16 protein-coding genes, 1 tRNA gene and 5 pseudogenes are annotated in these 19,403 nt (G+C 49.0%); 8 read left to right on the top strand and 14 right to left on the bottom strand.

Annotated features, from left to right (window positions below; genetic code table 11):
- Positions 1-19: 19 nt before the first annotated feature.
- Together bacA and folB are read right to left on the bottom strand one after the other, a co-directional pair.
- Positions 20-838: an undecaprenyl-diphosphate phosphatase gene (bacA, locus tag P9J57_RS03395; protein WP_014594643.1), complete on the bottom strand. Its 819-nt coding sequence runs from the start codon at positions 836-838 to the stop codon at positions 20-22.
- 194 nt (positions 839-1,032) lie between these two features.
- Positions 1,033-1,392: a bifunctional dihydroneopterin aldolase/7,8-dihydroneopterin epimerase gene (gene folB, locus P9J57_RS03390; protein ID WP_013027255.1), complete on the bottom strand. Its 360-nt coding sequence runs from the start codon at positions 1,390-1,392 to the stop codon at positions 1,033-1,035.
- Positions 1,393-1,500: 108 nt separating this feature from the next.
- Here folB and plsY point away from each other — a divergent pair, with 108 nt between their 5' ends.
- Positions 1,501-2,100, top strand: a complete 600-nt coding sequence (plsY, locus tag P9J57_RS03385) for a glycerol-3-phosphate 1-O-acyltransferase PlsY (RefSeq protein ID WP_013027256.1) — start codon at positions 1,501-1,503, stop codon at positions 2,098-2,100.
- A gap of 35 nt (positions 2,101-2,135) precedes the next feature.
- Here the strand turns inward: plsY and tsaD are convergent, their stop codons facing one another.
- Positions 2,136-3,149, bottom strand: a complete 1,014-nt coding sequence (gene tsaD / locus P9J57_RS03380; protein WP_013027257.1) for a tRNA (adenosine(37)-N6)-threonylcarbamoyltransferase complex transferase subunit TsaD — start codon at positions 3,147-3,149, stop codon at positions 2,136-2,138.
- A 278-nt stretch (positions 3,150-3,427) separates the two neighbouring features.
- Here tsaD and rpsU point away from each other — a divergent pair, with 278 nt between their 5' ends.
- The 3 genes from rpsU (at position 3,428) to rpoD (ending at position 7,788) form a co-directional block, all read left to right on the top strand.
- Entirely contained in the window at positions 3,428-3,643 is a 216-nt protein-coding gene (gene rpsU, locus P9J57_RS03375) for a 30S ribosomal protein S21 (protein WP_001144069.1), read from the top strand.
- A 116-nt stretch (positions 3,644-3,759) separates the two neighbouring features.
- Entirely contained in the window at positions 3,760-5,505 is a 1,746-nt protein-coding gene (gene dnaG / locus P9J57_RS03370) for a DNA primase (RefSeq protein WP_014594644.1), read from the top strand.
- A gap of 438 nt (positions 5,506-5,943) precedes the next feature.
- Positions 5,944-7,788, top strand: coding sequence for an RNA polymerase sigma factor RpoD (rpoD, locus tag P9J57_RS03365; RefSeq protein WP_013027259.1), 1,845 nt, complete (start codon positions 5,944-5,946; stop codon positions 7,786-7,788).
- Between the two features lie 72 nt (positions 7,789-7,860).
- Here rpoD and mug read toward each other — a convergent pair whose 3' ends face one another.
- Positions 7,861-8,376: a G/U mismatch-specific DNA glycosylase gene (gene mug / locus P9J57_RS03360; protein ID WP_014605021.1), complete on the bottom strand. Its 516-nt coding sequence runs from the start codon at positions 8,374-8,376 to the stop codon at positions 7,861-7,863.
- Between the two features lie 299 nt (positions 8,377-8,675).
- Here mug and P9J57_RS03355 point away from each other — a divergent pair.
- Together P9J57_RS03355 and P9J57_RS03350 are read left to right on the top strand one after the other, a co-directional pair.
- Positions 8,676-8,751, top strand: a tRNA-Ile gene (locus tag P9J57_RS03355).
- 376 nt (positions 8,752-9,127) lie between these two features.
- On the top strand, positions 9,128-10,036 hold the full coding sequence (locus P9J57_RS03350) for a hypothetical protein (protein ID WP_483279388.1): 909 nt from the start codon (positions 9,128-9,130) through the stop codon (positions 10,034-10,036).
- Between the two features lie 117 nt (positions 10,037-10,153).
- Here the strand turns inward: P9J57_RS03350 and P9J57_RS03345 are convergent.
- The 7 genes and pseudogenes from P9J57_RS03345 to P9J57_RS03315 all read right to left on the bottom strand — a co-directional run.
- A pseudogene (locus P9J57_RS03345) lies at positions 10,154-10,372 on the bottom strand (ogr/Delta-like zinc finger family protein).
- Positions 10,373-10,434: 62 nt separating this feature from the next.
- A pseudogene (locus P9J57_RS03340) lies at positions 10,435-11,076 on the bottom strand (contractile injection system protein, VgrG/Pvc8 family); the annotation flags it as partial.
- Positions 11,077-11,095: 19 nt separating this feature from the next.
- Positions 11,096-11,611: pseudogene (locus P9J57_RS03335) on the bottom strand (phage tail sheath subtilisin-like domain-containing protein); the annotation flags it as partial.
- Between the two features lie 28 nt (positions 11,612-11,639).
- Positions 11,640-12,249, bottom strand: a pseudogene (locus P9J57_RS03330) (recombinase family protein).
- Between the two features lie 165 nt (positions 12,250-12,414).
- Positions 12,415-13,185, bottom strand: coding sequence for a HEPN domain-containing protein (locus P9J57_RS03325; protein WP_483279387.1), 771 nt, complete (start codon positions 13,183-13,185; stop codon positions 12,415-12,417).
- Positions 13,186-13,204: 19 nt separating this feature from the next.
- Positions 13,205-14,281: a GmrSD restriction endonuclease domain-containing protein gene (locus P9J57_RS03320; protein WP_483279386.1), complete on the bottom strand. Its 1,077-nt coding sequence runs from the start codon at positions 14,279-14,281 to the stop codon at positions 13,205-13,207.
- 319 nt (positions 14,282-14,600) lie between these two features.
- A pseudogene (locus P9J57_RS03315) lies at positions 14,601-15,164 on the bottom strand (phage tail protein); the annotation flags it as partial.
- Positions 15,165-15,284: 120 nt separating this feature from the next.
- On the opposite strand from P9J57_RS03315, the gene P9J57_RS03310 reads away from it, so the two are divergent.
- Positions 15,285-16,423 (top strand): IS3 family transposase gene (locus tag P9J57_RS03310; RefSeq protein ID WP_483279385.1). Its coding sequence is split into 2 segments (ribosomal slippage): positions 15,285-15,522 and positions 15,522-16,423, totalling 1,140 coding nucleotides; the frame shifts between segments, so codons are not numbered across the junction.
- A gap of 286 nt (positions 16,424-16,709) precedes the next feature.
- Here P9J57_RS03310 and P9J57_RS03305 read toward each other — a convergent pair.
- On the bottom strand, positions 16,710-16,901 hold the full coding sequence (locus tag P9J57_RS03305) for a toxin-antitoxin system HicB family antitoxin (protein WP_089517009.1): 192 nt from the start codon (positions 16,899-16,901) through the stop codon (positions 16,710-16,712).
- Positions 16,902-17,039: 138 nt separating this feature from the next.
- Here P9J57_RS03305 and P9J57_RS03300 point away from each other — a divergent pair, with 138 nt between their 5' ends.
- Positions 17,040-17,570 carry a hypothetical protein gene (locus P9J57_RS03300; protein ID WP_089517008.1) on the top strand — a complete coding sequence of 177 codons (531 nt, stop codon included), beginning with the start codon at positions 17,040-17,042 and terminating at the stop codon, positions 17,568-17,570.
- 379 nt (positions 17,571-17,949) lie between these two features.
- Here P9J57_RS03300 and P9J57_RS03295 read toward each other — a convergent pair whose 3' ends face one another.
- Together P9J57_RS03295 and P9J57_RS03290 are read right to left on the bottom strand one after the other, a co-directional pair.
- A complete protein-coding gene (locus P9J57_RS03295) occupies positions 17,950-18,171 on the bottom strand; it encodes an ogr/Delta-like zinc finger family protein (RefSeq protein WP_014604972.1) in 222 nt (73 codons plus the stop codon).
- Positions 18,172-18,244: 73 nt separating this feature from the next.
- Positions 18,245-19,402 carry a contractile injection system protein, VgrG/Pvc8 family gene (locus tag P9J57_RS03290; RefSeq protein WP_028715817.1) on the bottom strand — a complete coding sequence of 386 codons (1,158 nt, stop codon included), beginning with the start codon at positions 19,400-19,402 and terminating at the stop codon, positions 18,245-18,247.
- Between the last annotated feature and the right edge of the window lies 1 nt (position 19,403).

Here is a 19,403-nt window from a genome sequence, read left to right as displayed (position 1 = left end):
GACCGCGTTACCCTGTGGCTTACATGAAAATCATGTACACCGCGCCCGCCACGATAAAGCGGTAGATGGCAAATGACACGAAAGAGATGCGTTTGATCAGCTCCAGGAACACTTTGATGGCCAGCAACGCGACAACGAATGCGGTGATAAAGCCCACCGCAAACATCGGGAAGTCGGCCATCGTCAGGAAGCCGAGGCTTTTATAGATATCCAGCCCTGTCGCCCCGATCATCATCGGTACGGCCAGGATAAACGAGAACTCGGATGCGGCATAGCGGCTCACGCCCATCAGCATCCCGCCTGAAATGGTGGCGCCCGAACGCGAGAAGCCCGGCCACAGCGCCAGACACTGGAAGCAGCCAATCATAAACGCCTGACGATAGGTGATATCATCAATACCTGGCGATTTTGGCTGTTTCGGTTTCAGGAATTCCGCTGCCAGCAGCAGTAAGCCCCCGACCACCAGCGCATACATGACGTTAATCGGATTAAACAACGTTTTAATCTGATCGTGCAGCGCCAGACCAACCACCACCGCAGGGATCATGCCCAACAGGATATGGATCAGGGTTAACCGACCTGTCCCGACACCTTCATGTTTCACTTCACCAAAGTGAATGCCGATCAATCCAAACAAACGCCGCCAGAACATCACGACGACGGCAAGAATGGAACCTAACTGAATGACCACTTCAAAGGTTTCTGCTTTGTCGCCCTCAAAGCCCAGCAGGTGCCCCACTATAATCATGTGCCCGGTAGAAGAGACCGGTAAGAACTCGGTTAACCCTTCTACCACGCCCAGGATTGCAGCTACCCACAGCTGATGAAGATCTGCCATCAATGTATTCCCTCTGTCCGTTTTAAAACCATGAAAAAGGCGCTAGCTGTTGCGCTATCGCCTTAAATCTTATCTGCTTAAGTCTGAGTAAAACCTTAAGCTCAACTGCCGTTTAGTCTGTCGTAACGAAACGGCACGTGCTGAGACAAACAGTAATTTGGTTTGGTTTCATTGTGATGGCAATCACATCGTAACTATTTAGGAATAGTCCCGCGCTCAATTCGCACGCCAACCTGCGCTGCCTGAGCCACCGCGCCCGGTTTTGCTACCCTGATGCGCACGCCAGGTGAATTGAAACGGTTCATCAACAGATCCGCAATTTCTTCCGCTACGCGCTCCACCAACGCAAAACGCTGTCCCGTCAGATGCGACAGAATCGCTTCTGAGACATCGGCATAGCTCAGGCAGTCTTTCACATCGTCGCTGGCGGCGGCCTGACGGTTATCCCACGCCATTTCTACATCGATCACCAGCTTCTGCTGAATTCCCTGCTCCCAGTCATAAACCCCTATCGTGGTGAAGACGGTGAGTTGTTCTATAAAGACGATATCCATGATGATGCTCTCTGTTTTTGGTCGCGCCGGATACCACTTCCGGCAGATTGTGCGTATTATCCATGGTAGACGTGATCAAAACGACCCCAAAGGAAACGGGACGGTGTTATGAGTGCTTTCGCGCTTGGTATGATTATTTTCGCGTATCTGTGCGGTTCAATTTCCAGTGCGATTCTGGTTTGCAAACTCGCCGGTTTACCCGATCCCCGCACCCACGGTTCAGGCAACCCGGGCGCAACCAACGTACTGCGTATCGGCGGCAAACTGGCGGCTGCGTCTGTGCTGGTGTTCGATATTGTGAAAGGTATGCTGCCCGTGTGGCTGGCCTATCTGTTTCATGTGCCCCCGCTTTATCTGGGCTTAACCGCCATTGCTGCCTGTCTGGGCCATATTTATCCGGTGTTTTTTCGCTTTCGTGGCGGGAAAGGCGTGGCGACGGCGTTTGGTGCAATCGCTCCCATTGGCTGGGACCTGACCGGACTCATGACGGGAACGTGGCTGCTGACCGTGCTGCTGAGCGGCTACTCATCGCTTGGCGCGATTGTCAGCGCGCTTATCGCGCCGTTTTATGTCTGGTGGTTTAAGCCACAGTTTACGTTTCCGGTTTCCATGCTCTCCTGCCTGATTTTACTGCGTCATCATGACAACATTCAGCGCCTGTGGCGCGGTCAGGAAAGCAAAATCTGGAAGCGAAAAAAGAAAAAGTAAGCGTAAAAAAAGCCGGTTAACCGGCTTTTTGGATCTCAGATGGCGGGCAGTTCCGACAAGGGCCAGCGCGGCCTGACGCTCACGCCCAGTTCTCCCCGCGTGCCGCCTTTAAGGCGCACCATGCCCGCGTAGGCAATCATGGCCCCGTTATCGGTACAAAATTCAGGACGGGCATAGAACACCTCACCGCCCCGCTTTTGCATCATCACGGCCATCTGTTCACGCAGGGTGCGGTTAGCACTGACGCCGCCCGCAATGACCAGACGTTTAAAACCCGTATGATCCAGCGCGCGTTTGCATTTAATCGCCAGCGTATCGACAACCGCATCTTCAAACGCCCGGGCGATATCGGCGCGGGTTTGCGCGTCATCGTCATTGCCACGAATGGTATTCGCGGCAAAGGTTTTCAGGCCTGAGAAACTAAAATCCAGCCCCGGACGATCCGTCATCGGGCGCGGGAAGGTGAACCGCCCGGCGGTGCCCTGCTGCGCCATTTTCGACAGCATCGGGCCGCCAGGATAATCCAGCCCCAGCAGTTTGGCGGTTTTATCGAAGGCTTCACCTGCAGCATCGTCAATCGACTCGCCCAGCAGTGTGTATTCGCCAATACCGGTGACGCTGATTAACTGCGTGTGACCGCCTGAAACCAGCAATGCGACAAACGGGAACGCGGGCGGATTCTCTTCCAGCATCGGTGCCAGCAGATGACCTTCCATATGGTGCACCGGCACCGCAGGTACCTTCCACGCAAAGGCCAGCGCGCGTCCAACCGTTGCGCCCACCAGCAACGCGCCCACCAGGCCCGGTCCGGCGGTATAGGCGACCGCATCAATTTGCTGCGGCGCCAGGTTGGCCTGCTTCAGGGCCGCCTGGATCAGCGGCACCGTTTTGCGCACGTGATCGCGCGATGCCAGTTCCGGCACCACGCCGCCGTAATCGGCATGCAGTTTTACCTGGCTGTACAGTTGGTTAGCCACCAGGCCAGCCTCGTCATCATAGATTGCGATGCCGGTTTCATCGCACGATGTTTCAATACCCAGAATTCGCATTGCTTCACCTCATTCTTGCGGCGCGCAGTTTAGCATAGCCCTTGCACGAAAAGAGGATGCAATCCACGCAAAAAGTCATTTTCTGCTGCCTAAAGAGTGCGCTATACTCCCGCCCCTGGAAAAAACCGGCAGCCGCACAGGCAAACGCTCCTGTTGGTTCTAAATTATCCATGGTGCTTTACAAGCCGACGCGAGTTGGAGTAAAATGCTGCACCATTTTGAAATGTGCTGGCGCCGCAGTCAGCAGCAAAACCGAATTTTATTGAGGTGAGAGTTACATGCCGGTAATTAAAGTACGTGAAAACGAGCCGTTCGACGTAGCACTGCGTCGCTTTAAGCGTTCCTGCGAGAAAGCAGGCGTTCTGGCTGAAGTTCGTCGTCGTGAGTTCTATGAAAAACCAACGACCGAACGTAAGCGCGCTAAAGCATCTGCAGTTAAGCGTCATGCCAAAAAACTGGCTCGCGAAAACGCACGCCGCACTCGTCTGTACTAATTTCCCGGAGGTTCGCCTCCACAGCGTGATAAACGCAGACCGAGTCAAGTAAAAGGCCGTGCTTTCCGAAAGGAAGCGCGGCTTGTTGTCGTTTATGAGCTGAAAAAACGGGGCTTATGGCAGGACGTATTCCACGCGTATTTATCAATGACTTACTTGCCCGCACGGACATCGTGGAGTTAATCGATGCCCGCGTTAAGCTGAAAAAGCAGGGAAAAAATTATCATGCGTGTTGTCCTTTCCATAATGAGAAAACGCCCTCTTTTACCGTAAATGGCGAAAAGCAGTTTTATCACTGCTTTGGTTGCGGCGCTCACGGTAACGCAATCGACTTTCTGATGAACTATGATCGTCTTGAGTTTGTTGAAAGTATTGAAGAGTTAGCCACTTCCCATGGTTTAGACGTACCTTACGAAGCGGGCAATGGGCCAAGCCAGATGGAACGCCATCAGCGCCAGAGCCTGTACCAGCTGATGGAGAACCTGAACGGTTTTTATCAGCAGAGTTTGCAGCAGTCCAGCGCCCAGTCAGCACGCGATTATCTTGAACATCGTGGTCTGAGCGCCGACATCATCAACCATTTTTCGATTGGCTATGCGCCCGCCGGTTGGGACAACGTCCTGAAACGCTTCGGCAAGCAGCCTGAAGATCGTGAATCGTTGATGGAAGCGGGGATGCTGGTCAGTAACGACAAAGGCCGGGTTTATGACCGCTTTCGCGAGCGCGTGATGTTCCCGATTCGCGATAAGCGAGGCCGCGTCATCGGTTTTGGTGGCCGCGTGCTGGGTAATGATACGCCTAAGTATCTGAACTCACCGGAAACGCCGGTTTTTCATAAAGGCCGTCAGCTCTATGGCCTGTATGAAGCGTTAAAAAATCATCCTGAACCTAAACGCCTGTTAGTGGTGGAAGGCTATATGGATGTGGTTGCCCTGGCGCAATTCGGCGTGGATTACGCGGTTGCGTCACTGGGGACATCAACCACGGCTGAACATATTCAGCTGCTGTTTCGCAGCACGGACAACGTGATCTGCTGTTATGACGGCGATCGGGCCGGGCGTGAGGCAGCATGGCGTGCACTTGAAACCGCATTGCCTTACATGAATGACGGTCGTCAACTACGCTTTATGTTTCTACCCGACGGCGAAGACCCGGATACGCTGGTTCGCCAGGAGGGTAAAGCCGCATTTGAGACGAGGATGGAGCAGGCGATGCCGCTCTCTTCGTTTCTGTTCGACAGCCTGCTACCTCAGGTAGATTTGAGCTCTCGCGACGGTAAAGCACGTTTAAGTACGTTGGCGTTGCCGCTGATCACACAGATTCCCGGTGAAACACTGCGTATCTATATGCGTCAGGCGCTGGGTAACAAGTTAGGTATTCTGGATGACTCTCAGCTTGAAAAGCTGATGCCAAAGCAGGCCCCGGGCGGAAGCGCACCGGTCGCCCCACCGCTTAAACGCACCACGATGCGCGTTTTAGTGGCGCTGCTGATTCAGAATCCGCAGCTGGCAACCCTGGTGCCGTCACTGGACGGGCTTGCCGAGTCGAAAATTGCCGGTTTACCGTTATTTATTGAATTAGTGACGCGCTGTAATGAGAATCCTGGATTGACCACCGGTCAGCTACTAGAGTTATATCGCGGAACAAATTTTAGCCAGACGCTTGAAACACTGGCCGTCTGGAACCACATGATAGTGGATGAGGAAAGCGAGGCGGTATTTCAGGACTCCCTTGCCAGCGTTTATGACTCGGCGTTGGAAGAGCGACTGGAGTTCCTGATTGCGCGTGAACGTACGCACGGGCTCAGTACCGACGAGCGACGCGAGCTCTGGGCGCTGAGCCAGGCCTTCGCGAAAAAGTAACGCATTATCCGGCCTGCGGCTTCCCTTAACCGAAGCGGCAGGCTGAAAAATTGAGGGGCGAAGCACGTTTTGTTTCTGTTGGCGCGCAGTCACCAGAGCGTACTGATGTACGTGAGGATGACGAGCACTTGGCAGCGGCAAAAATGGCCAGTAAGCCAGCTTCCGCTTTCGGGCCGTCGGCGTCGAAGCAAGTTTTGTCGCTGAAAGCGCGCAGTCACCGGAGCGTACTGATGTACGTGAGGATGACGAGCACTTAGCAGCGGCAAAAATGGCGAGTAAGCCAGGCCCGACATAAAATTTGCGGCTTAAGTGCCGATTACTGATGGGCAAAGCCCAGGCCGCGACGAAGGCAGCGGCGAGAATAAATGCCTTCACTGTTATTGTTGGCACGCTGCCGACCAACACCAATCTAATTAACAGAAGTGTGGATACCGTCTTATGGAGCAAAACCCGCAGTCACAGCTCAAGCTTCTTGTCACCCGTGGTAAGGAGCAAGGCTATCTGACCTATGCTGAGGTCAATGACCATCTGCCGGAAGATATCGTCGACTCCGATCAGATCGAAGACATCATCCAGATGATTAACGACATGGGCATCCAGGTGGTTGAAGAAGCCCCGGACGCCGACGATCTGATGCTGAATGAAAACAGCTCCGATACTGACGAAGATGCCGCGGAAGCTGCCGCTCAGGTATTATCCAGCGTTGAATCTGAAATTGGCCGCACCACTGACCCGGTTCGCATGTACATGCGTGAAATGGGTACCGTTGAACTGCTGACCCGCGAAGGCGAAATCGACATCGCGAAGCGTATCGAAGACGGTATTAACCAGGTTCAGTGTTCCGTTGCTGAATACCCGGAAGCAATTACCTACCTGCTGGATCAGTACGATCGCGTTGAAGCAGGCGAGTCGCGCCTGTCAGATTTAATCACTGGCTTTGTTGATCCTAACGCTGAAGAAGACCTGGCACCGACCGCTACTCACGTGGGTTCTGAGCTGTCTGAAGCCGATCGTAATGACGACGAAGATGACGACGAAGAGAGCGATGACGACAGCTCTGACGACGATAACTCTATCGATCCAGAACTGGCGCGCGAGAAGTTCTCTGACCTGCGCACGCAGTACGAAACCACGCGTGACGTGATCAAAAGCAAAGGACGCAGCCATGCTGCCTCGGTTGCCGAGATCCAGAACCTGTCTGACGTCTTTAAGCAGTTCCGCCTGGTACCGAAGCAGTTCGACTACCTCGTGAACAACATGCGTGAAATGATGGAGCGTGTCCGTACTCAGGAACGTTTGATCATGAAGCTGTGTATTGAAGTGTGCAAAATGCCGAAGAAAAACTTCATTACGCTGTTCACCGGTAACGAGACTAACGAGAGCTGGTTCAAAGCCGCACTGGCCATGAACAAGCCGTGGTCTGAAAAACTGCTGGACGTGCAGGATGACGTGATGCGTTCTCTGCAGAAACTGGCCCAGATTGAAGAAGAAACCGGCCTGACCATCGAGCAGGTTAAAGACATCAACCGTCGTATGTCGATCGGTGAAGCGAAAGCCCGCCGCGCGAAGAAAGAGATGGTTGAAGCTAACCTGCGTCTGGTCATTTCAATCGCGAAGAAATACACCAACCGTGGTCTGCAGTTCCTGGATCTGATTCAGGAAGGTAACATCGGTCTCATGAAAGCGGTTGATAAGTTCGAATACCGTCGCGGCTATAAGTTCTCAACTTATGCCACATGGTGGATTCGTCAGGCGATTACCCGTTCTATCGCTGACCAGGCGCGTACCATCCGTATTCCGGTGCATATGATTGAGACCATCAACAAACTCAACCGTATCTCGCGCCAGATGCTTCAGGAGATGGGCCGCGAGCCGACGCCAGAAGAACTGGCTGAGCGCATGCTGATGCCTGAAGATAAGATCCGCAAGGTGCTGAAGATTGCCAAAGAGCCTATCTCTATGGAGACGCCGATTGGTGATGATGAAGATTCACATCTGGGTGATTTTATCGAAGACACCACGCTGGAGCTGCCGCTGGACTCTGCCACCTCTGAGAGCCTGCGTTCTGCCACCCATGACGTGCTGGCTGGCCTGACCGCCCGTGAAGCCAAAGTGCTGCGCATGCGTTTCGGTATCGATATGAACACCGACCACACGTTAGAAGAAGTGGGCAAACAGTTTGACGTTACTCGTGAGCGTATCCGTCAGATTGAAGCGAAAGCCCTGCGTAAACTGCGCCATCCGAGCCGCTCGGAAGTGCTGCGTAGCTTCCTCGACGACTAAGTCAGTTAAAACCCCGGTTCGCCGGGGTTTTTTTTATATCTGCCGCCCTGCCCTACTTTTCACGCCTGACCTTTAACCTTGTGCCTGTAGCGCATCGTACATCTGACGATACATCGCCACCATCTCTTCCAGCGACGCACGATTTAACCCACTCGGATTCGGCAACACCCAAACCTGGGTTTTCCCCATGTAAATCGGCTGCTCGCCCCACTCCACCTTGCTCTGCCGAAACGCGCGTTTAAAGGCATCCTTACCCAGGATAGCCAGCGCAGCAGGTTGATAACGTATCACCTTATCCATCAGCCGCTGACCGCCATCGCGTAGCTCATCACCACCCAGTTCATTCGCCTGAATGGTCGGACGCTCGACCAGCATCGTGATACCGCATCCGGTCTCCAGTAAGCGCTGCTCCTCTTCCGGCTTCAGCTGCTGCTCGGTAAACCCTGCCAGATAAATCACCTTCCAGAAGCGGTTACCCGGATGCGCAAAATGATAGCCGGTGTGCGCCGTCGACTGACCGGGATTGATACCGCAAAACAGCACGTTCAGGTCCGGTGCGATGATATCGGTGATGTTGTGTTCGCTCATGGGGCTCCTGGCTTTGCGCTGCGTCTTACAGCCGCTCACGCATCCTTATTCATCATAATCTTGCCACTGATTAAAGCGCATTTGCCGGTTAACGTCCTGGCCTGAGTGGGCTTTTTTTATTGTTAAGCGGGGAAAGACATTTAAGGATAACAGCGTCAGTTGCACCGCCGCCCATCAGCCAGAGATTTTCGTCTGTTTTATCATAGTTATCAGCAAGTAAAACATTGCTGCTTATTTCAGCAACCAGCCGAACAACGCTGGATTGCCTCGGACAGATACTTTATAATCCCCGCTCCATTGGCCCCTTAGCTCAGTGGTTAGAGCAGGCGACTCATAATCGCTTGGTCGCTGGTTCAAACCCAGCAGGGGCCACCAGATTTAGTGATGAAAATCATGCAGTTAAGCCATCTTTTAAGATGGCTTTATTGTATTGATAATTAGTCATTGGCAGAAAAATTGCAGCAGATTTTTTACCTTTCACCTCAGCCGTACAAACTACCATCAAGAATAAGGCCAGCAACTGGTAACTTGTAACCCTTAAATGGTGATCACATGGAAGAAATATGCTTTATCTAATACATTACTAAAGGCCAAACTGATGCTTAATGAATGTATGAAGAGAAAAATCTTTCGTGAAAAAATTACAATAAATTTGGTTTAAGAAACAGATTTATTTATCAAATTATGTTAGTGGATCATTTAATATTTTCAGTTATACCTAATTAAAGACTGGTTGAAAAAGGATTATAAAATGAGGTTATTCGCTATTCTCGATATAGATCATCCGATGGTTGCTTGGGAGGTTGCTATTGGTAGGATATTAGCAAATCCTCCTAAAGATGAACAAGGCGTAGAATTTACAGCGCCGTCCTTATGGCTATATAATAATATCCAATCATCCATCAACGATAAATATATTAGCGACCTTGCATCTGAGTTTCATATAGAAAAATTTCGCGCATTAAATTTTCCTGACAAGCCATCTAGATTAAAGGGGGCCTTTTTCTTTGAGTCGAAAATTGACGCCATAAAGGCCTGCGAAAGGTGGGAATGGGAAAATAAAGTAGATTATATATCTGAAGTAAAATTCCATGAATCAAGCTATGTGAAACTTGATTCCAACTGGATCACTCTTCGAATAAGAAGCTGTGAAAAATCGGAAAGAGATTCATTCATTGAACGCTATTATAGTGGTGCTGAACTTTTTCCAAGTGACCCATTAAATGAGATTATATGCACTGGCTATGGCGAAGTATTGAATAGCAAGTTAAGGAGAATGGCTTACAGAAAAATACTACAGAAAAATCCTAATACATCTTTACTACTGGCATTGGGCATTAGCTGCTTTGAGCAAGATTCAAAATTTTTTCGAGATATATTCAGAGTCACACCCTTTATAAAAAGAATCGATAATGAAGTGGAGGGTTCATTCATCATCAGCTTAATACATCTTGAAAATTATGAAAAACAAATTGCCAAGATAGCTACTAAATACATTCATAATAATGGATCTACTCTTATTACACCAAAACTAAACAAGCCAGGAATACCCCTTTCGATAAAAAGACCAGTAAATCCAGATACAATTTTTTCATTAGCAGATTTAACACCTCACACATTCAAAATGAATGTTGAAGATTTCCTTAAAATGAGTGAATAAAATGATTTATGGAGGTCATTTTAAATTTAAAATCAAGTATTTAACCTTTCCGAATTGTGTTTACAACATTAAAAAGATGAAAGCCCGTTTCGTACGGGCGCTGCTAAGCCATAATAATTATAACCACAATGCTTGCTGCTGATTTCTTCCCGGATGCGGTGACACAGGTTTAACGCTTCCCGGCTTCATAATGATCTCATAAACCGTCTCATGGGATTTAAACGTACAGCTGCAATTAATATTCTGGCTCTAGTTATAGCGCTCTTTCGTCGTGGCTGATACTTGAAAACTGCTGCGGGTATGTGCGGCATTCTCGCACAAAGGGCAATTCATCATAACATTCTCTCCAAAACCCAATTGAGATAAATAATACTTAATTAAACCATTATTAGATAGCACTAACTCATTTCAAGCGAGTCTATTTTCACTTCCAACTCTAAACTGGTAGTAAATCCGCTCTCAGCGCTCAGGTTGTGCGTCAGCATTGTGATGATCCATCCCCCAGCATCTATCTGCTGCTTAAAGCCGCTGACCTTCACCGGCATTTCTGTATAAAGTTCCGCGGGCCCCTTCGCCAGCTGAATGGAAAACGCCGCTGCACCGCGCTGCAGGCGCTCCCATTGCATTCTAGCCGCCCGTTCGGCGTTGCTCCGGTTCGCATAAGTGCAACTCAGTACCAGCACGTTTTCATCCGTGCCGATCAGGTAATCGCCCTGTTTCGCCTCCGGTTCCTTCTTTTTTGCCGTGGTTTTACGTCGCCTGCGCTTCACCTTAGCCACTGGTTTATTTGCCGGTTCACGGGTATGCAGCCAGCTGGCTATCACGCCGGTGTAGGCGTCGCGATCTGCCGGGGTGAAGCGGTGGCCGTCCCTGTCCCTGCGCTGAAGGGTGATTATCGGCAGCGCCTTGCCGCCTGCCGTTTTACCCTGACCCTGGCGGATAAACAGCAGATTACCGTCCTTGACGCAGGACACCGCACCGCACTGTTTAGCCAGTCGCATTAGAAAGCTGGCGTCTGATTCGTTGGTCTGATCCAGATGGTCAATTTCTGTCGCGGCCATAGGCAATCGCCTCTTCAACACTCTTGTAGCCGTAGGCGGACAGGTAGGCGAAGCCGCGCAGACTCTGCGCCAAGCCCAGCAGCTCGGTGGCTACGGCTTTGGTGTCGGTGTCGTAGCCCGGTACACCGAGAATGCGGGGTTTTACGCCGCAGACGGACTGCGCGGCCAGCAGCGCCTTCATGCCGGTGCGCTGGCCGTCGGTCACGCCGCCGATGATGTTGGCGGTGGTTTCCGCTTCGGCTTCACCCTGCGGCTCACGCACGACGATGGTGACGGGTTTGGACTGATCGGCCATGGCGTCCAGTGAGCGCGCCAGCGTGCCGGACTCTCCGGCCTTGCCGCTGGCTGTGAGTACGTCGGTTAACAGCACCGGGCGGTTTAGCGAAAAGGTGGCCGCGTCGGCGTCGTCGCCGGTACAGACCAGCCCGACAATCGCGGGGCTGACGGTGGTGATGGTTCGCGTGCCTTCGTTGATTTCCTCAACGCGCACGCCGTGGTGATAATCCTGTGCCATGTGGCGGTTCTCCTGTGAAGAGGTTCCGCTATGACGGGGCACCCGCTGGCCGTTGTGCAGTCTCTGGCACAGACACACCGCTTTCGCGCAGGGTTTTCTGTTCTGAGGCAGGTATATAGCGATAAAGCGTCTTTACTGACACGTCTAGCACCAGTGACACCTGCAACAGTGTTGCACCCTGCGCCAGCATCCGCCGGGCACGTTCCACTGTTTGCGGCGTCATCTTCCGCAGCCTGCCGCCGATGCGCCCTTTATCCCGCGCAGCGGCCAGCCCGGCACGGGTACGTTCTACGATCAGCTCGCGTTCCATTTCACCCAGGGCACCCATAAAACCGGCCCATTAGCGTGCTCGTATCGATGCTGTCCGTAAGACTGCGAAAATTAACTCCCCGTTCTCGCAGTTCTTCAGTCAACATCACCAAGTGCCGCATACTCCTGCCGAGCCGGGCCAGCTTCCACACGATCAGCGTGTCACCGGGCTGCAGGCATCGCAGCGCCTTCTTCAGCCCCGGCCTGTCGCTGGTTTTCCCGCTTATCCTGTCCTCGAAAATCAGCTCACAATCTGCGCTCTGCAGCGCAATCCTTTGTAAGTCCGTGTTCTGGTCATTTGTTGACAGCCTGATGTATCCTACTAACATATCTTCGCTTCTAAATAAGAGTAAATTTTTCAGATGCGAATTTTAAAATATTTGTTTTGTATCTAGCTAAATTTTATTGGCATTTAGCGAGCGCTCAAATGGTTTTTATTCAAAACTCCAATAATTAAAAATATGACAGAAAAACATTTTTATCAAAACGTTAGCTTACCTGATTAACCTTAACTCTTTTAAGAGTTCCCGGGTTCTTTCTAATAATTGCTTTGTTTCAAATGTTAACCCTGGATGGTTGTTTATCCCTTTTCTTTTTAATGTTTTCTTGAGTTCATAATGAAGGCGCCTGTTTGCAAGTAATTGCTCGTGAATCTCCTCGCTGCGTGAAAGAGCATGAGCGTTTATCATGCCATCTTTATTCTGAATTGCAGTAATTACAGACTCAAATGCATTGCTTACTTGACTGAAAGCATAGAGGTTAGTATGGCAAATTTTTAAGGTTTGGTATTTCTCGTAACCAATTAATACTTCTTCAAAACAATGAATTACATACCGGCCCATACGATAAAATTTATAAGCTTCCTCCAGGGAGGTTAGGCTATTATTAGCGTGAGCCATAGCATGGCGCCATTCAAAAATCTGATTGTAACTAACATCTATTTCATTGCCAGTTGCATCGGAAATCTTTCTAATCTTGTCTCTAAACCATGGTTGATTACCATCAAAATGAGAGACCAAAGATTCTAAATCTTTATATTTTACCCGGCTATTAAGTCTTTCGTACTTCTTTAAAACTTGATGAGAAAATTTTTGATGGAACATGTCAGCATAAACTACCAAAATTTCTCTAACGCAATTTTCATAAGCAGCTGCAACAAAAACCACAAAAAAACCCGCTAACTTATTCCGTAACGGATCGGGCGGGATTGTATTTGCTGGAGCCAGTTGGTCAAATTCATTATAAAGAAGCTCCACTTCTTTCATTTGTAAATCACATAATCTATTATGCACGACTCAAATACTCCGAGGCCAGTTTGAATCTTGCTTTCACGTTTATTGCATCTGCTGTAGATATCGAAGTGGCTACAATATAGTCTTCATCTAACATAAGTTCATCATAGTTAGCTTTAAAACTTCCATTTAAATATTTTATATCTGTAAGGAGGGTGACCATTACAGAATCCATGACAGCAAGATTTAACACTCCTCTGGGTCGAAAAGACTTACCTAACTCGCGAGCCAAAAATTCCACGACAAGTGGAAAGTTATTTTGAAAGTCATAACATTTTTTTGTATTAAAGCTTTTGTTATTTTTCATTGCGTTATTAAGGAAGTTGACCATTGGCTTTTCGTAGTCTTGCCAAGAGTCAAAAAGAGAGAATATCCTTAAAATAAACTCCATATCTCTTTGGTGTTTTTCATTCTTCTTTAAACCAAGTACTTTTAACCAGTTTAAGTCAGAGTTCAACTTTCCAAATTCTTTTACTATATCACCTCTGTAGACAGCATTGCGTATTTCTTGAGGTTTAAGTTGAGTTCCCCCAGTATTAAGTCTTTGAAAAATGTGGAAGACGCAATCATTTCTTTTGCTGGGTGATAATTGTTTTATTTGTATTGCTCTAAGTGTCGAGTTTCTAATTTTTCTTTGGTCGCGTGGTTCTAGTTCAGAGTAGGTTCTATTGTTTAATGCAGATGCTTCAGAAAGCCCTTTTAATTTAAATATTTGTCTTTTATTATTCTTAGCCTCACCAAAAAAACCTTCTATAAAATACTTGATAGACATTAATCTTTGTTGTCCATCAATGACTTCTAACAAACCATCATCATTTACATAAAGAAATATTTGCGGCACAGGTAAACCCATGATAAAAGATTCGATCAGCCTTGAGGCTTGCTCAATATCCCACACATATTTTCTTTGATAAAAAGGTATGATGATGTCTCCATTTCCAATCTGAGAAACAAGAACCTCAATAGTTGGATCCGCTGGAGATACTGATATATCAAATTCTACATAGGGAATATCATCGACTTCTTTTTCAACTACAATCTCTTCACTTTCATCTTTAAAATCTGACATAAATCACCAAAGTATTTTTAAATAAACCATCGCTATTCTTTTCGGAAAGGCCTGATTCTTTTACAGACCCTGAGAAGAACCAATAAGAAAACATTAAGATAATTATTAAATTATAATTTACAAGATTTGTCTCTAAAAATTTAATAAATTAAAAACCAGCCAAGATAGCATAAAAAACTTTATTTTTAATTTTTTTTGATATAAAAAACCAATTCTACTGCGGTGCTGCATTTTTCAATGCATATCACTTTAGTAATCCTGCAATGTTCTTCCTATCGTAGTTAACTCAGATTTTAGAAGTAACCCTTTTTTCTCAAAAACCTCGGTTTTTGAGAACGTCAGCAACCAGCCAGGCATCTTTGATTTCTGCCAGGGCGCTTGCGATCTGCAGGTATTGGCTGTGTGGGTTTTTAGCATCGGTGTGCGTTTTCATTACGCTCTCAGCGTAGGCTTTCACCTCGATCATAGCATCATCAACATATTTTCGCGTTGCCAGCACCACGGAGGGGTCAATCTTAAGGGTGATGGCGTCGGTGCTGTTGATGATCAGAATCATAAGCACGGTCTGCGTGCGCCCGCTGCCTTCCTGCAACGCGGGCTTATAGGTTTCAGGTGTGTTGCATACCGCGATCAGCGTGCCGTCGGCATCAAACAACCTCATTTCCCTGATCCAGAATCCACCCGATGTTTCGGGGATCACCTGTTCGGCAATCATCTGGCTGGCGTTGGCCGGGTAAATACTCAGCTTGTTGATGGCTGCGCGGTGCACCTCCTTAACCAGCTTTGTCTGGCTGGCGTTCGGTGTCGGTAGCGTGCCCCCGCCTTCACCCACGGCCATCTGTGTGATATTTAGTTTTGTGCCGAGTGCGGCAGCGTTGGCAATTTTTGCCGTGCCCTAGTTGGTTACGATTGCATAGTATTTTTGTATCATGGTCCCACTGAATCGCTACGGGTTTAACAGACACCTAAGAGTCATTTAAGATGACTTAAAAGAGAGGTGCACATGAGCAGTAAGCGTTATCCCGAAGAGTTTAAAATTGAAGCAGTCAAACAGGTTGTTGATCGTGGTTATTCTGTTTCCAGCGTTGCAACACGTCTTGATATCACCACCCACAGCCTTTACGCCTGGATAAAGAAGTACGGTCCGGATTCTTCCATTCATAAAGAACAGTCAGATGCTCAGGCCGGGATCCGCCGTCTCCAGAAAGAGCTGAAGCGGGCGACCGACGAACGGGACATATTAAAAAAAGCCGCGGCGTACTTCGCAAAGCTGTCCGACTGAGGTACGCCTTTATCCGTTACAACACCCGTTGCTGGCCTGTTCGCCTGCTCTGTCGGGTGCCGGATGTTCATCCCAGTGGTTTTTACGCCTGGCTTCAGCAGCAGCATTCACAACGCCATCAGGCAGACCTGAGACTGACGGGACAGATTAAACAGTTCTGGCTGGAATCGGGATGCGTCTATGGTTATCGCAAGATCCATCTGGATCTGCGGGACAGCGGACAACAGTGCGGAGTCAACAGAGTCTGGCGACTGATGAAACGTTTCGGGATAAAGGCTCAGGTCGGCTATCGGAGCCCGCGGGCACGTAAAGGCGAGGTCAGTATCGTGTCACCCAACAGGCTACGGCGACAGTTCAATCCGGATGAGCGTTGGGTAACGGACATAACTTACATCAGGACCCACGAAGGCTGGCTGTATCTTGCCGCGGTTATTGATCTGTTCTCACGCAAAATTATCGGCTGGACCATGCAATCCCGGATGACAAAGGACATTGTCCTGAACGCACTGCTGATGGCTGTATGGCGGCGTAATCCCCAAAAACAGGTGCTGGTTCATTCGGACCAGGGTAGTCAGTACACAAGCCATGAGTGGCAATCGTTCCTGAAATCACACAGCCTGGAGGGCAGCATGAGCCGTCGCGGTAACTGCCACGATAATGCGGTTGCAGAAAGCTTTTTCCAGTTGCTGAAACGCGAACGGATAAAGAAAAAAATCTACGGAACGCGGGAAGAAGCCCGCAGTGATATTTTTGATTACATCGAAATGTTTTATAACAGTAAACGTCGGCATGGTTCGAGCGATCAGATGTCACCGACAGAATATGAAAACCAGTATTATCAACGACTCAGAAGTGTCTAGATTATCCGTGGCGATTCATACCGACCCAGGCAAAGACAAACCCCATTGGGTAAAATGGAACAAATCACACAATAAAATAAGCGCCAACAACACTGACTATAATCGGTACAAGATAGAAAAAAGATTGCATTAACCATACAATAAAAAGCTTCATTTACTCAAACTCCATCAAGGCCTCAGCTATTTTATCAAAGTTGTAATGGCCACATTAAAAAATTCACAATAGCGAAATTTAGCTTTTTCCATTTACCACACATATAATTAACTCAACATTTCACCCACAAATTTATCCCTTCGGCTCAATTCCCCTTGCCTTTAATGCCTCCCTCGCCAGATTCTTCAACCAGTTTGCTAAACTAATTCCTTCTTCAGTTGCAACCTCATTGAGCTGTTTTTTCAAGGCAGGATCAATGCGCATTTGAAATTGTGGGGACTTGCCTCCACCTTTTGACTTTTTTTCACGCATTATTATTGACATGTATTGACCTATTCCCTCATTTTAATCCTTTAAAAGACCACACTAACATGAGGTCTTTTATGAGAGCAACGCCCCGGCAGTGATGCAACACATACCGGAGCGTCTGACCACAACGTTCACTCTTTAGGAAACAACGCTATGGCTAACACCGATAGTAACACAACCGCCCATCATCAAATCTTGGACATTCAGCCAGTTATCGAATCTGCGATCTCAAACCTCTTGAAAACGCCGCTCGGCACCACGCACGATCTCTTTCAGGTGCTGGATACGTGCGTGCGCTATGTCGATGCCCTGGTGGAATGTAACGAGCTCGCAGCTCGCATGGCGCTATGCGGTCGCCTGCTTGCTGCACTGGAAGTCCTGAGGGTTCTGTTGGACCAGCCACTGCCAGAACACCTGATTGAGCGCCTCACAGTGGAGAAAGGTGATGACAAAGCCTGTCGCACCAAGGATTTGATAGACTCGGAAGAGATGCGGCAATATTGCAGCGCGTTAACGTTAGTATTGCTGAATCAGCAGGCCCCGGCAGACTTGCAAAAACATATCACCGGCTTGTTATTCCAGATGGTTAACATCATGGCTGATGACTTAACCGCGCCGCGCTTTGTGCGAACAGAGTCGGGGCTAGTGATGATTGAGAGCAAATTTACACATATCGTTCACTGATTTTGGACCCTTCCCTTCTTCCGCAGGGAAGAAGGGAATTCGCATGCAAAATTTAAAATCTCACTGTTGACTCACTCTCAGTGCCAAAATGCTTTATAGCCCTGAGTTTTCTTCTGCCGAAAATACCGCCACGATTCATCTCCATTCACTGGACATATATTTTGTCGTGCTGACACTCCTGGAATCTTTTCATTCCCGTACAGTTATTGCCACTGTCCCCAAGGGTCCGCGCGCCCTACCCGCCGTACAGTTATTAACAGAACTCCCAGAGGGCGCTGTCGCCCCCTTAAACGTCAACGGCTCGCTGGCCTTCAGCCTCATCTCCCAGCGATCCCATCCAGGCCGCAGCCATAAAAAAACCCGCTTTCGCGGGTTGGGCTTACAGCAGCTGCGGTGACGGATTATTGCTGCCTTTTGCCATCATCGGCACCGTATTGATCTGCGCCGGTTCGACGATAATCCCGGACACGCTCTCCAGGGTTTTAAAGGTACAACTGCAGTTAATGTTCTGGCACTGGTGATAACGTTCTTTCGTCTCTTTCGAAACGTAGCGACTGCTTTTCGTATGGGCGGCGGTCTGACATTTTGGGCAATGCATCATGGTGGTTCTCCTCTCTGGCATACGACAACATTAGCCAAAGGCTAAACAAAAAGCAACTTAAATTAGACTTAATCTAACCAGCCTGTTTTTCCACTAAGACGTAATCCACGTTTTCAACCATCAGCTCCAGGTTCAACAAGGTGGTAAATCCACTTTTATCGATGGTATGCACGATATTGGTAATCAGCCATTTTTGATTATCGATGACCGATTTAAAGCCCTGGGCTTTGACCGGCGTTTCAGGAATCAGCTTTGCAGCGCCCAGTGCCAGTAGGATCTTCAACGTAGCCCGGTTGCGTTGAAGATCCTGCCACTTCGCTTTAGCCGCCTCCTCTGCTTCCTCCTGGCTACTGAAATGCGTATTCAGTACGAACAGCTTCTTATTGCTGCCAAAAACATAGGTTTTTCCCGGGTCTTGTTGCCCGATTGTGGGGATATTTTTGGCCGCCGGATGGACAGGGTTCACCGCCGGTGTTGCTGGCGGTATCGTGTTGACGGTTATCCCTTTCTGCTGCGCCTTTTTCTGATCGTACCATTTTGCTTCAACGCCACTGTAATCGTCGCGCTTAAACAATTTGTACTCATACTTATCGCCATCCTGTCGGTTCAGATTCAGGAGTGGAATCGGCTTTCCGCTCACGGTCACGCCCTGCCCGGGGGGAAAGAACAGTAGCGTCTTATCTTTTATTGCCGCCACCGCGCCAACCAGCATAGCCAGCCGGGTAATGAACGTGCCGTCCGTTTCCTGCGTCTGATCGATATGCTTAATCTTTTTTTTGGCTATCTCCGGCCGCACGTCGGAGGTAAGTCCGTTACGTTTCGCGATTTTGTCCACAACCTCGCCAACCGTCATGTCTGGATATGAATCAGTGATTTTAACATCGAGCGAACCGCTAAAATCGGCGCTTCGGGCGACAACCGTTATCGTGTCCGGCGCGCCCTGGTAGGTGACCTGATCAATGATGTAGGAGCCCTTATCTGTAAGCGGCTGCCCCTTCCAGCCTATCTCTAAGACCACTTTCGCGCCAAAGGGCGGCATGACCAACTGGCCGTCACTGTCGTCGAGCACCAGGTCTAGCTGATCGACCTCCAGGCCGCGGTTGTCAGTCAACTTCAGAGAAATCAGCCGTGGGCGAATATCTTCCGTTTTATCCTTCGTCTCAATTTTGATAGTAAAGTCCGGCGTAGGCGCAACGCGCAGGGGCACCGGAATCGGGACGATATCGCTCATC

It is taken from the genome of Pantoea sp. nfd-35 (assembly GCF_056892255.1).
The sequence above is the reverse complement of the archived record's forward strand: the minus strand, read 5'-3'. Positions and strand labels throughout refer to the sequence as shown.